The following is a 12,994-nucleotide window of genomic DNA, read 5'->3' as shown; positions in this document are numbered from 1 at the left end:
TAGCTAAATATTTTTAATCTGTACCAAATAGGTCTCTAGTATACACTTTAGAGGATACATCCATAAGCTCTTTTACCATTCGATTTGAGATTATAACGTCCGCTTCTTGCTTAAAATCAGATAGGCTAACTACTTTTCTCGAATTAAAAAAATGCTTCTCTTCAAGGTTGGGCTCATAGACGATTACTTCTACACCTTTAGCTTTAAGTCGTTTCATTACGCCTTGCACGGAAGACACACGAAAGTTATCAGAACCTGACTTCATAATTAAACGATAGATGCCAACTACTTTCGGGTTGTGCTTCAATATGGCGTCTGCGATAAAGTCTTTCCTAGTTTTATTGGCTTCTACTATTGCTGTAATAAGGTTGTTAGGAATATTTTTATAGTTCGCAAGTAATTGTTTAGTGTCCTTAGGCAGACAATATCCACCATAACCAAAAGAAGGGTTGTTGTAATGATTTCCAATTCGAGGGTCTAGCCCAACACCTTCAATAATTTGTCGGCTATTCAAGCCGTGAGTTTCTGCGTAAGAGTCGAGCTCATTGAAATAAGCAACTCTCATGGCTAAATAGGTATTCGAGAAAAGCTTTATTGCTTCAGCTTCTGTTGCGCTAGTAAATAAAACGGGAATATCTGCTTTTTCAGCGCCTTCAACTAGAAGGCTTGCAAATTCTTTTGCTCTATTACTAGTGTCACCTATGATAATTCGAGAAGGGTTTAAATTATCGTACAGAGCTTTGCCTTCACGCAAAAATTCAGGTGAGAAAATAATTTCAGTGGGATAAAACTTCTGCCTTAACTGTTCTGTATAGCCGACAGGTACCGTAGATTTAACAATAACAACAGCATTTTTATTGAACGTGCTGATGTCGCTTAAAACACTCTCTATAGAGGATGTATCGAAGTAATTTGTAGTAGGATCGTAGTCCGTAGGTGTTGCAATAATTACATAGTTAGCATCACTATAAGCTATTTTTTTATCTAACGTGGCAGTAAAGTTTATAGTATCATCTGTTAAGTAGCGTTCTATTTCTGCGTCAGAGATAGGAGATATCTTTTTATTTAAGCTTTCTACCCTTTCTTCCACAATATCCAAAGATATCACTTCATTATTTTTTGCCAATAGTAGAGCATTTGAAAGCCCTACGTATCCACTACCTACAACTGTAATTTTCAACATATTCTCCACTTGTTTCCAGCTAACGTATTCAAGGTTACATTAGGACTGTGTATTGATAAAGAGCATAAGAACATAGTTTAAGCTTTCCTAAACTATAAAGAGGGCTACACTGATAGTGAAACCGTCTTCAAATGACAGAGCGTTCGCAATTACATATGAGATTTTATGCCAAATCACCAATCATTGAGCTGTTATCGATATCTATTAATTGTCGAAAAGGGCTTAAATCTCTCTGTGACGATAACCATTTTAATGCCATCGCTAGTCTCGGTAAAACGTGCTCTATTAAAAAGGGATTGGTTCAATTGTTTAAAGTTTAGCGAAAGCATGCATAACCCACTCAATCTCAACTTGTGAAATAATTATGAGCAGCTTCGCGCGCACTAACTATTTAATATTGTTAAATATTCATTCACCCCTTGGCTGACAGACTTAAATGTATGGTTACAACCAACAGAACGTAAGTGAGTTAAGTCTGCTTCGGTAAATTCCTGATATGCTCCCTTTAGATGTTTAGGGAATGGGATAGTTTCGATGTGGCCTATACCGTGATAATTTATGACTGCCTTGGCTACTGCCTCGAAGGATTCTGCTTTTCCTGTCCCAAGATTAAAAATTCCAGAGACTCCTTTTTCTAAAAACCAGAGGTTAACCGCACTTACGTCACCGACATAAACAAAGTCCCTTTTAAAGTTTTTACTACCTTGGAATAGTTTTGGGTTTTCACCCGCACTCATTTGGTTATTTAAGTGGAAAGCAACGGATGCCATAGAACCTTTGTGCTGCTCTCTAGGGCCATAAACATTGAAATAGCGAAAGCCTGTTACTTGAGATAGTTTTTCACCATGCTTTTCCGCATCCTTCCATATCCGACGCACATAATTGTCAAATTGCTGTTTGGAGTAGCCATATACATTAAGAGCGCCTTCGTAGCGTTTCTCTTCAATGAATTTGTTAGTTTTACCATAGGTAGCTGCAGACGACGCATAAAGAAACGGAATTTCTCTATCCAAGCAATAGTGCAAAAGCTCTTTAGAATATTCATAGTTATTTAGCATCATGTACTTTCCATCCCACTCTGTAGTTGCAGAACATGCACCTTCGTGGAATACAGCTTCAATTGGGCCGAAATTGTCGCCAGCCATAATTTGAGCAAGGAAGTCATCACGATCAAGGTAATCAGCAATATCTAAGTCGACAAGGTTTTGAAATTTCTTACCATCTTTTAAGTTGTCAACGATTAAAATTTCGCTAATTCCTTTCTTATTCAGTGTTTTAACTATGTTGCTGCCAATCATGCCAGCACCGCCAGTTACAATGATCATGCTTTTTCCCAATTCTCAAGTTATTTGAAGTGTGAAATTATAACACTTAAATAAAAAAACGGAAAAGTAGGCTCCTGGTTACTTAATCTTTGATTCAAACGATGAGTTTGATTTCTTGCTATGCTAAATAGCCAGCAGGCTTAACGTAAGTTTTCGAGCATTGGTAGTGCCATGGTCACTGAGTCTAACTGTGGGAATACATACTTTGTATTTGGTTTATGTTGGAGTAGAACTCAGTTCTATCATTATGTAATAAGCCTAATGTGTAATCGCGTTGTGTACGCTTAAAGTAAGATTTCTCTGAAGTCGTCATAACAGTTCTGATGTGTAATCACATACCAAGACAAGACAGTTATCTATGATCAGTTAACACTGAAAACTAAATGCCGTAGAATGATCTGAGTCTGATTGGAAAGCGTCAGTTTTTAAGGTTCAAATCTGTTCGCAGTATTTTATTCTCCCGAAGGAAATATTTTAAATGATAAATAATTGGAATAATGTTTATAAACAAAACACCAACGTAGCATACCCTGCAGAAGGAGTCATTCGTATATTTAAAGGTAAGTTTCCGAATCTAGACCTTGGTCATTTAGGTGAGGGGACTAAAGTGTTGGATCTTGGGGCTGGGGATGGCAGGCACATCCAGTTGTTTGATTCCTTAAAGTTTGAGTGCCATGCAGTCGAAATATCAAAGCCGATTGTTGACAAATTATCATCACTACTTTTTGAGAGAGATATTAACTGCGATGTTAGAGTTGGTCGAGCAAGTTCGATCCCCTTTGATGAGAATAGTATGGATGTATTACTTTCTTGGAACTCATGTTACTACATGGATGAAGGTAATGTTGATTTTGCATCACATGTTTCTGAAATGGCGCGAGTTATTAAACCTGGAGGAACATTTGTATGTAGCATGCCTACTAGTGAATGTTTTATTTTTAAAAATAGTGATGCTTATCAGCAACCTGGGTACAGGATTGTAACTGAGGACTATTTTGGTGTGCGAAATGGACAAGTCATGCGTTGTATGTCGAATCAAGATGAAGTGGTGGAATCGTTTAATGATTATTTTACAGATTTTAGGCTTGCAACAATTGAAATGGAATGGTTTGGTTTAGCTTACAAATGGTTTGTATTTGTAGCAAATAAAAAACTAGATAAAAATATCGGCAATGTAAGACCAAAGTAACAAAACTTGGATCTACAATGCGTTTAGGGCTCTATATTGTTTAAATTGATGTAATAGACCCTCTCTATCGAATCGACTTTAGATGAGCCATATTGATTGATGAAAAAGACAACCAATAACAGTAAGAGAGGAGCCTATGACAAGCGCAATAGTCGGTTTAGATAAAGCCAATTCTACCTTTCATACTGTTGAGAAGGATGCGTTTGGGCGCACACTGAGAAAAGCCAAACTGCCAAGAAACAAACTGGTGAGCGATTTCGCTGATAAAGAGGCCTTTTACTATTGCCATTGAAACTTACGGAGCGTGTCATTATTGGATCTGTTTTTAAGCAGTTCGAGTATATCGTCATGATAATTGCCCTTCAATATGTTGCTCAGCTTATACCAAGGCCTCATTGAAACCGTGGTAATTGATATGAAAACGATGCTCGGATTTCCATCATGGCGAGTGAATCTGATACTCAAAGCCGAATACATGGGATAGGTTGAGTATCAGAAGTTGTTCTGATTGTCTCTTGCTATAAGAGTGGGTCCATTTATAGTGTAAGAACTAAGCGTCCTAAACTGTGTTAGCTAGCAAATGTAAACAATAGATCTTTATCGCCCAAATTGTAACAACAAACATGCCTAAGTAAGTGATGTATATTTTGTGACGAGTGCTATCGAAGATTACTTATCTTAAAAACTTTTTGTACTTGTTGACATTATCCCAGCAGCTACTAGATTCTTAACAATACTTAATAATGAAATATAACTTTCTTCAATTAACTCTGCTATCTCTAGTAAATCTTTTGTGCCATCACTATATGTAATTAAGTTCATCATCGCTCTTACTTGTTTTCCTGAATCTTTAGTGCTCAGGTTTGGGTAAAGGCCTCGTTTTCCAAGTTGAGGCTCGCATAGAACTTTGACTTTTGGATAAATATTAGACTCTACAATTTCTATGGCTGTTTTTAGTGCGTTGAAGCCACCTTCGAGACCATTTGGAGTAACCACATTGGTTAAGTCATCTAGTGAGGTGTGATATTCAGGGTATTCCCCATATTTGCTACGCATAATTGTTGCCATCGGGAGGTCGATACCAGGTGCTCCATATTGTCTTTCGTCACTTCCTCTGTCTAACCATGTATAACGTTTAAAGCTATTATCAATACTTTTGAGTGCGGCAATAGCTGCCCTGTCTGATAGGGTGTTTCCATTTTTGGAAGGCAAGTACGAATAGCAGCGTTCATCACCAATGCAGCTTACATTAAAACCAGCTACAACATTCTTTTTTAGGTGCTCTACATTTTTACTTAAATAAGTAATAGATCCGATTGTTTCAGGAATGAATACAATGCGATAAGTGTAGTTTCTATCCCCATTATTTTGGATGAACTTTGCCAGTTGAGTTGTTACTGCTGGTCCAGAGAGCTCATTATTTGCCATGGATGGGTGGCAAATATAGGTTGAAATAAAAACTTCCTGGGATTTTCTACCAGGGATAATGAGTTCAGCATAGTTTAGAACACCCGGTTTTAGAACAGACTTGATAACAACATGATATTGCTGCTTTCGAAGTTGTTGCCTGACTTTATGAGTCAGACAGAATCCCCACTGCTCCTTGTAGTAGGAAGTGACGTATGGTATAGCATCAGGTTGATCTGGAAGTGAGAATAGATGCTTATCAAGTTCCTCTAAGTCAACCAATTTATCTATAGGGATAGAGTACCCCACAACATGCAAGTTATTTTCTTTAAAATCGACGACTCGTTTGCCTTGTTCATCTTCAATATAGGCTTCTGATATATTCCACTCATTTGGAATTTGCCAATCAAACACACTGGTGCCAGATTCCACTGAGTAGATTTTTAGATCTGGTAGTTCTTTTTGAAGGATCCTTAACGTTTCTCTTACTCCATTTCCGGTAATGCTTCTTGTGATTGGCCATAGCTCTTTACAGAGATTATGCATTTCATTGCCAACTGTCATAATTAATCCTCTTAAAATAAATTTGTATAATCCTTCTTTGGGATAATTAAGTATGGGTACTAACTAATGATTACATTCATTATTGAGAAGACATAGAGAATCGTCTGCCAACTAGTAATATATGTCAGCCGGACAGGATAATCCTTTTCGTGCCATTTTACTTTTCAAAGTTAATTGGACTTAAATGCCCAAGAGCTTTGTTCGCTCTCATTCGATTATAATTAGTCTCAATGTATTTGAGAGCTGTTTGACCTAGCTCATCTTTAACTATTATCGGTATCATACGATATGCTCTTACCAATTTTTGAATAAAAGACACGCGTTTGTTTACCAATTTTCTTTTTTACTAACACCTTGAGCACATTGTAATCAATTATCGGATTTTGATAACCTAAAGAGCAATCGTTTCTATCATGGCCGTTGCCGATTATAATAAGGCTATGATACCAACGCCAAAAGTATACAGCTAGCTCTCGTCTGTAGTTACATATTGAGATGTTACTAACCTTTTTTTAGCTGGATTACCAGCAATAAGGGGCAGAATTAAGCAAGCTTGAGCTAGTTCTCAAATATGTTTCATGTAAGGGTAGCTATCTTTTTGCCGGAGAACTCCCAACTTTCTTTACTAGCTTCGTGGCTCCTCTTTGAACTCAGTAGAATGATTATGAGTTTTTTACTCGTCATGTATCGTTTTTTTGGGATTGTGTTCATTTAAATCGGTGTACAAAATTAGCGGAGCAGTTCAGCCGTCATATAAATGTTCTCATTTAACTTAACAGCGTTTGACTTTTGAGCTAGAGTGACGAGACAAAAATAGACGTTTATCGAGATTTAACTTCGTCACTATAGCCATAAGTATTTCTCATGGGCTGATATTTAGAAATGTTTGGGCTTTGGTAAATTATGAGAATTTACTTGTAAACACCTTACTATAACCTTCGCATTACCTGATATCTTAAAACCAAAGGGCAAAGGAGATTTATTCCTGTTCAAAAAGATATGGCTCTTTCTGCTCCTACCGGTGCAGGAGTCCCCTCATGGTCAAAAACCACTTGTCTTGTTTAAATAATTCTACAAAAGACTGTTCAATGTTTTCAATAGAAATGCTTCCTACATTACCTCGTCCAACATTACTTCTTAAGTAGAGTCCTTTTTCAGAAACGTACTTATTAAATCTCTCAAAACTTGCTTCAGAGCCATCGATATTTAAAGATCTTACCCAAAGAATAGAAGTGGCGTCTCGGTATTCACCGTTAGAGAATAACTTACCATAAAAGCTTTTATCATATCTGTAGTGAACATTATACTTTCTTTCAAAATAATGAAGTAAAGTAGTTCCCGCATCAAAATTTATATTAAAAAGTCTGCACTTATTTTTAACCAAGCGTGCGAAGACACTTTGCTCAGAATACGCGTTGTAATCAACATTGTTTGTTAAAAGCTCAGCTTTCGCTCCAATAGCGGCTACCGAAACAGAGGGGTCATTACTACGATATGAATTTGGTAAACACCTAATATACTCTGAAAAAAGCCCACAATTTGAAATGGATGTATCTACATTAAAAGTTTCTTTTTGACCAAAAGAATATGTATATGTTGGAACAACCAAAGTACCGGAATCCCCAATAACGTCTTTAATACCAGAATAAATCATTTCCAATGCTTCAGGTTTATTTTTAGCGCCTTCAGGGAAGCCCAAGTAGCCAACGTTACTATGGCAGAAAAGAATATCGCTTTCTTTGACGCCAACATTTTTCATTGCTTGTTTGAGTTCGTCCAGAGTGTATCCAGAAATCAATGTTTATCTCCTTAGCTCATTGATAATCTCGACAAGTCCAACAATAGTTGAGAAGCGTCTGTCTTCAAACTGAGTTTCTGAAAACACAACACCAAATTCAGATTCACAGAACTCCATTAATAAAATTATGTCGAAAGAATCAATTAACCCTAGTTCGAAGTAGTTTGCATTTACGTCAAAGTCCAATTGGCCTGATTGGCTTACAAACCATGATAGTACTTTTTCTAGAACCATCACTCTATTTCCTCAATAGCAAAACAACGAGTAGGAGCACCATCTCCATCTTTTATTTTCAATGGAGCAACTATGAGGGTGATATTTTCGTTTCCAATCTCTCTGATATTAATTAAGTACTCGACGATCACCACTCCGGCTCCCAGCAAGATCTTATGGTTTGGGGCATCTTTTTCAGCGCCGCGCCCATTAAGAGGGTTGTCAGGTTGAGGGGTATCTAAAGCAATTACTTTACAACCATTGTCTACTAACCACTGGCATGCTTCTTCTGAGAAGAAAGCATGTTCAGTATAGTATTCGTTTGTGTTTAACTGTAAATCCCAGTCAAACCTAGCAATCAAACGCTCGGGGCATTTATTGTCGAGTCTTTGTATCAGCTCTTTTTCAGTAATCTCATGTTTATTAGGGAGATCAGAAAAATCTACAATGAGTGCCTGTCCATTTAACTGCTCTAGAGAAATATCCTCAACTGTTTTACCACCAGAAATAAAGTGACGAGGGGCATCTATATGTGTGCCAGTGTGGGTCCCTAGAATTATTTTTCTAGTTTCCCGGTTTTCAATACCATGACGTCCCAATTGCGTTGATTCGTAAAATGGGTGCCAATGGGCTGCAAATGTTTGCATACCCTCTTCTAATACCATAGATAAATCTGTAATTTTCATTCTAAACCTCAATTAACTCGACTATTATTCCAGTTGGTGAGCGCATTAAGACAATTGATAGCGATTTTGAGTTGACGCTGAGCTCAAAAGTGCCAGAGAACCAAGATATGTTATCTTTTACCACTTCTATGCAACCTTCAAGGTTTTTAGCTATGAAAGCGATGGATGTGATACCGTTTAAGTCCAATTTCTGTTCAACTAAGGGTGAGGAGGATTCTTGGAATTCTAGTGCAATGTTCCAAGCTGGTACAGGCCTTTTTAGGTAAGCGCAGCTTCCATTGCCTTTAAAGCCTAGTTTTTCCCAGAACCGGCTTTCTTGTTCAATTGTCCCGGAAGGGACCACGACACACATGGTATCGTCGCCCTTCATAAATAGTCGGTTTTGAATTTGATTCCTAGTGCTATGATGATTAATAACTTCCAAATTATATTTCTTAGGGTGATGCAACATGTGGATATCATGTTTTTCATAAAAATCATCGAGCAGCGGTTTTTTTAAATCGTGATTCGGTAGATCAAAACTTGAAAACTGTAGTGAATATCCCTTAACTTTCATTTGCTTAAGTTCTTTTTCAGCATTTAAAGAGTTAAAAGTTAAATGAGAAAAACCAATAATCATTTCATTTATACTCTAAAACAATATTACTTTTTACGATTTTACCCGTTGCTGTTTTTGGGAAAGAATCAACGGTATATATTTTGTCAGGATATTGTTCTTTCGAAAGCTTAAAATTTAATAACTTCTTCAAAGACTGCTCGCAATATATATCGTTTGGCAAGACATACAAAATTGGTACTTCTCCCCAAAAAGGATGCGAACGAGCCACAACAGCAGATTCTTCGACACCCTCATAGCTCAGCGCGGCTTCCTCTATATATCTAGGGCTAATATTCTGCCCGCCCTTGATAATCAAATCTTTTTTTCTTCCTGTGATCATAAGAAGCCCATTGTCCATCCTTCCAATATCACCAGTCTGCTCTCCACTTCCCTCTGCGTTTAAATAACCTAACATACTCCAAGGTGAATCAACTAACACCTCATCATCTTCTTCAAATGTAATACTGATACCTTCGATTATGCGACCGACACCTTCAGAATTCTCCTCTCCCTGCAACGCACATGAAATGAATAAAAGTTCGCTAGTTCCGTAGCTCTCTAATACCTCACATGAAAATTTTTCCTTGAAAAAGTTTTTGGTCTGCAGCGGTAAGGCCGCTGTGCCTATAAAGATTTTTGGTGTATTTTTCGCCAACCATGCTATGACTTCTGGATCTTGAGTCATCTTCGAAGACAATAGAAGCATTGAAGGGCTTAACCAAATTGTATTGGCTTTGTATTCGTAAAATTTTTTGAAAATTAATGAGGCATTCATAGCAGAGAAAGGATCGCATACCGTAACCGTTCCTCCTGCTAAAAGTGGAGACAAAAATGTATTAAGTATACCTGCCATATAAAACCGAGGCATGACATGCACCATTTTAGTTTCGGCGTTTAAGTGACTGTGTTTATTGAATGCTTCAGCACTTTTTATTAGCCCTTCAATAGAGTGGCATACACCTTTTGGTATACCAGTTGTGCCTGAAGTGAAGGTGACTAAAGCCATTGAATTTAAACTATCCTTTGTGTTACGTTGTGTTGGCGTAAACGAAAGGAACACTCCTTCTTTTGTAAACAAACCGTCAGGTTGGAATATTTTAAGAATGGTTTGCTCATAGTCGTTGGAGTATGTATCGGATAAAGGACACGCTACAACGCCTTTTACGAAACAGGATAAAAGCAAAACAAAATATTCTATTGGGTCGTTTAATTTCAGGCATATTCTTGAACCAGTAGATAGCTGTAATCGATCAAGTAAGTGACCCGAGGTGGCAACTTTCTGCTTGAATTCATAATATGTAATTTTGATATCGTTATATTCGATGGCAACTTTGTTATCATCGCCTTTCAAGATATTATTAACATCGATCATAATTCCGCTTGCTCATTAATAAAGTAGTTTTTGTAACTAGGTTTCCATGCACCGTTACTGGTGTTAGCATCAGCTATAGCCTTTGCATGACGTTCGACTAAGCTATTTTCTGCGTTGATAATATCTTCTGAGCATACTGAAGATATAAGTAGTCGAGGGTCAACGCGATATTTGGTAGACATCTCATGTATAACGGGCATATAACTTGAGTGGAATAAAGCCATGCCAGAAATGGTGTCTATTGAAGTTAACCCACGTTTTTCTATCATTGGTTTAATGAGTTCCTCACCAATGTCCATCACCTTAATGGGATCGATATTTCCTTCTAATCCCATACGAGCGAGGCAACCCAGCATTTGTTCCGTTGTAGTGTTGCCTGCACTGCGTCCAAATCCTTGTAAAGAGGTGTCAATTATGGTTGCTCCCGCTTCTATAGCAGCTAATGCATTGCCAACCCCTAATCCAAGGTTATTGTGCCCATGGAAGCCAATAAGAGCATCTGTTTTCTCAGCTAAAATCGCCTGTATGTAGTTTTTTACTTCATTAGGTAGCATTCCTCCTGCAGAGTCTACGACATAGATTGCATCCACACCCATTTCAAATGCGTGCTTTGCTGCTGAAGCTAGCTCCTCTGGTTTCGCGGCATACGATTTCATAAAATTAACGCAAGTCATCATATTTTTTGATTTTGCAGAAGTAACAAAGGCTTCACTTTTTGCAAAATCTTTTATGGTTGAGCCGACTCTAATGAAGTCCATATCATAGAATTTAGCCATTTCTAGATGCTCTAGCGTTGCAATTCCAGGAATAGCAAACATTCCCCACTGGCCATTTCGTACTGACTTTGCTGCAGACTTCATATAAGTTTCATCAGACTCTAGGGCAACACCAATACCTTTCTCTGTAGCGCCTAAACCAACACCATGACCTACCTCTATTAGCTCAAAACCAGCTTCATCAAGCGCAAGGGCAATAGCATCAGAATTTTGTTTGGAAAACTGAAAATCAATTTCATAGCTTCCATCACGTAGTGTACATTCAAGAATCGTTGGGACTTTCATATTTCATACCTTTTAACTTAATTTGATAAATTAGATAAAAATTCCTGTTTAAAGGAGTCTATAATTTCTAATTGGCCAGACACCCAACTTTCTCGAGCCTTGAATATCTAGTGGAAGGCTTTGAGGAGTGACTCCATTTTTTGAAGCTAAAGTGTTATCTTTTTATTGCTATTATTTATTCTTTATAACTTCACTAACATCACGGCTTTTATTTCCATATCAGAAATGATTATACGAATTTCCCCCACATTGGGTGACATCAGTAAATCGAATTAAGGTTATGCTAACTTTACAAGGTGGGCTGCCCATCTATTTAACACCTCCATCGTTGAACGCTAGCATTTGGGTATCGATTCACCAAAGTCATGTTGTTATTTTTAAGTGATTGACTTATCTTGCTAAATAAAATTTTGTTTTCAGGCTTAAACCATTACACTTGATTTTGGCACTAGTAGAAAATTAAAATAGACCAAAATCGCCACTACTTAACCTTTTAGATTTAAGTCATCCAGAAAGTATGTTTATGTTCAAGATTTATTTCAACTACTGATAGTCATCAAAGCTCAAAGGATGACCAAAGCATAAGTCTTCAGAGGCAATACTACCTAAGACATCATCTATATATTTGGGTGGTATGCCATAACCTGGTCGAATTGACTTTATATGTTTCTCAGTTAGCATCTCACCCTTCTTAATATCTTTAACTACGTATAATGAGCGACGAAATTTTACGTTGCCTTTCTCTGCTTCGGTTCGTTCATAATTTATATCCCCTAAAGCTTGCCACGCTATCTTTGTATCTCGACATAATGAAGCTAACTCTCTTGGTTCTAATGAAAAACTATCGTCGGGTCCTCCTCCACTTCTGTCCAAAGTTACATGTTTTTCAATTAAACACGCTCCTAGTGCAACAGATGTTATAGCTGTCGCGTTGTCGATAGTATGATCCGATAGCCCTGAAAGTACATCAAACCTTTCTTTTATATCGGCAATAGTTTTTAGGTTATATTGTTCTGCTGGTGCTGGATAGCCACTTACACAATGCAATACAATTAGCTCATGACAGCCATTGTTTCTCGCTGTATTAATAGCCTCGCCAATTTCTGATTCGTTAGCCATACCTGTTGACATTATCATTGGCTTACCAGTCTGTGCTACTCGTTTAATAAGTGGTAAATCAATCAATTCAAAAGACGCTATTTTATATGCAGGACTATCAAGTTCTTCAAGCAAGTCTACCGCTGTAAAGTCAAACGGAGAGCTAAAAAGTGTGATGCCTAATTCTCTTGCTTTGTCAAATAGTGGCTTGTGCCACACCCATGGCAAATGGGCGCCTTTATACAATTCATATAATGTTTGGCCGTCCCACAAACCGCCATGAATTTGAAAATCTTCTTTTTCACAATTTATTGTGATTGTGTCATGCGTATACGTTTGCAACTTTATCGCATCAGCTCCTGCATTTTTTGCTTTTTCCATTATCTGAAATGCTCGATTGATATCACCGTTATGGTTAGCAGATAGTTCAGCAATAATATAAGGGGGGAAATCGGGGCCAATTTTGCGGCCATCTATGGTGATAAAAGGTCTCATATTTA

12 protein-coding genes are annotated in these 12,994 nt (G+C 37.5%); 2 read left to right on the top strand and 10 right to left on the bottom strand.

What is annotated here, in order from left to right; genetic code table 11:
* Positions 1 to 13: 13 nt before the first annotated feature.
* Entirely contained in the window at positions 14 to 1,180 is a 1,167-nt protein-coding gene (locus ACM2FC_RS11445; RefSeq protein ID WP_498481126.1) for a nucleotide sugar dehydrogenase, read from the bottom strand.
* 386 nt (positions 1,181 to 1,566) lie between these two features.
* Positions 1,567 to 2,508, bottom strand: a complete 942-nt coding sequence (gene rfaD / locus ACM2FC_RS11440) for an ADP-glyceromanno-heptose 6-epimerase (RefSeq protein ID WP_498481035.1) — start codon at positions 2,506 to 2,508, stop codon at positions 1,567 to 1,569.
* A gap of 478 nt (positions 2,509 to 2,986) precedes the next feature.
* On the opposite strand from rfaD, the gene ACM2FC_RS11435 reads away from it, so the two are divergent.
* Both ACM2FC_RS11435 and ACM2FC_RS11430 read left to right on the top strand, forming a co-directional pair.
* On the top strand, positions 2,987 to 3,697 hold the full coding sequence (locus ACM2FC_RS11435) for a class I SAM-dependent methyltransferase (protein ID WP_498481034.1): 711 nt from the start codon (positions 2,987 to 2,989) through the stop codon (positions 3,695 to 3,697).
* A 136-nt stretch (positions 3,698 to 3,833) separates the two neighbouring features.
* Positions 3,834 to 3,989, top strand: coding sequence for a hypothetical protein (locus ACM2FC_RS11430; RefSeq protein ID WP_498481033.1), 156 nt, complete (start codon positions 3,834 to 3,836; stop codon positions 3,987 to 3,989).
* A 386-nt stretch (positions 3,990 to 4,375) separates the two neighbouring features.
* Here the strand turns inward: ACM2FC_RS11430 and ACM2FC_RS11425 are convergent, their stop codons facing one another.
* The 8 genes from ACM2FC_RS11425 to pseI all read right to left on the bottom strand — a co-directional run bounded on the left by ACM2FC_RS11425 (position 4,376) and on the right by pseI (position 12,989).
* Positions 4,376 to 5,668, bottom strand: coding sequence for a DUF4910 domain-containing protein (locus ACM2FC_RS11425; protein WP_498481032.1), 1,293 nt, complete (start codon positions 5,666 to 5,668; stop codon positions 4,376 to 4,378).
* A gap of 1,015 nt (positions 5,669 to 6,683) precedes the next feature.
* Positions 6,684 to 7,466, bottom strand: coding sequence for an AAC(3) family N-acetyltransferase (locus ACM2FC_RS11420; protein WP_498481031.1), 783 nt, complete (start codon positions 7,464 to 7,466; stop codon positions 6,684 to 6,686).
* 3 nt (positions 7,467 to 7,469) lie between these two features.
* Complete coding sequence (locus ACM2FC_RS11415) at positions 7,470 to 7,700, bottom strand: phosphopantetheine-binding protein (RefSeq protein ID WP_498481125.1); 231 nt, start codon at positions 7,698 to 7,700, stop codon at positions 7,470 to 7,472.
* The gene (locus ACM2FC_RS11410; protein WP_498481030.1) at positions 7,700 to 8,365 is read right to left on the bottom strand and encodes a cyclase family protein; all 666 of its coding nucleotides are present in this window, start codon (positions 8,363 to 8,365) and stop codon (positions 7,700 to 7,702) included. Before ACM2FC_RS11410 ends, ACM2FC_RS11415 begins: the two co-directional genes overlap by 1 nt.
* 1 nt (position 8,366) lies before the next feature.
* The gene (locus ACM2FC_RS11405; RefSeq protein ID WP_498481029.1) at positions 8,367 to 8,921 is read right to left on the bottom strand and encodes a hypothetical protein; all 555 of its coding nucleotides are present in this window, start codon (positions 8,919 to 8,921) and stop codon (positions 8,367 to 8,369) included.
* 64 nt (positions 8,922 to 8,985) lie between these two features.
* The gene (locus tag ACM2FC_RS11400; protein WP_498481028.1) at positions 8,986 to 10,335 is read right to left on the bottom strand and encodes a class I adenylate-forming enzyme family protein; all 1,350 of its coding nucleotides are present in this window, start codon (positions 10,333 to 10,335) and stop codon (positions 8,986 to 8,988) included.
* Positions 10,332 to 11,396: a hydroxymethylglutaryl-CoA lyase-like TIM-barrel protein gene (locus ACM2FC_RS11395; RefSeq protein WP_498481027.1), complete on the bottom strand. Its 1,065-nt coding sequence runs from the start codon at positions 11,394 to 11,396 to the stop codon at positions 10,332 to 10,334. Before ACM2FC_RS11395 ends, ACM2FC_RS11400 begins: the two co-directional genes overlap by 4 nt.
* A 543-nt stretch (positions 11,397 to 11,939) precedes the next feature.
* Entirely contained in the window at positions 11,940 to 12,989 is a 1,050-nt protein-coding gene (gene pseI, locus ACM2FC_RS11390; protein ID WP_498481026.1) for a pseudaminic acid synthase, read from the bottom strand.
* Positions 12,990 to 12,994: the final 5 nt, after the last annotated feature.

The organism is Vibrio sp. A37, assembly GCF_059777565.1.
This window is presented reverse-complemented; position numbering and strand designations above follow the sequence as displayed.

What these genes read in the sequence shown, in the direction of transcription:
- ACM2FC_RS11410 (WP_498481030.1), bottom strand. Translation starts at nt 8,365, where the DNA reads ATGAAAATTACAGATTTATCTATGGTATTAGAAGAGGGTATGCAAACA.
- ACM2FC_RS11415 (WP_498481125.1), bottom strand. Translation starts at nt 7,700, where the DNA reads ATGGTTCTAGAAAAAGTACTATCATGGTTTGTAAGCCAATCAGGCCAA.
- ACM2FC_RS11435 (WP_498481034.1), top strand. Translation starts at nt 2,987, where the DNA reads ATGATAAATAATTGGAATAATGTTTATAAACAAAACACCAACGTAGCA.
- rfaD (WP_498481035.1), bottom strand. Translation starts at nt 2,508, where the DNA reads ATGATCATTGTAACTGGCGGTGCTGGCATGATTGGCAGCAACATAGTT.
- ACM2FC_RS11405 (WP_498481029.1), bottom strand. Translation starts at nt 8,921, where the DNA reads ATGAAAGTTAAGGGATATTCACTACAGTTTTCAAGTTTTGATCTACCG.
- ACM2FC_RS11430 (WP_498481033.1), top strand. Translation starts at nt 3,834, where the DNA reads ATGACAAGCGCAATAGTCGGTTTAGATAAAGCCAATTCTACCTTTCAT.
- ACM2FC_RS11425 (WP_498481032.1), bottom strand. Translation starts at nt 5,668, where the DNA reads ATGACAGTTGGCAATGAAATGCATAATCTCTGTAAAGAGCTATGGCCA.
- ACM2FC_RS11400 (WP_498481028.1), bottom strand. Translation starts at nt 10,335, where the DNA reads ATGATCGATGTTAATAATATCTTGAAAGGCGATGATAACAAAGTTGCC.
- pseI (WP_498481026.1), bottom strand. Translation starts at nt 12,989, where the DNA reads ATGAGACCTTTTATCACCATAGATGGCCGCAAAATTGGCCCCGATTTC.
- ACM2FC_RS11395 (WP_498481027.1), bottom strand. Translation starts at nt 11,396, where the DNA reads ATGAAAGTCCCAACGATTCTTGAATGTACACTACGTGATGGAAGCTAT.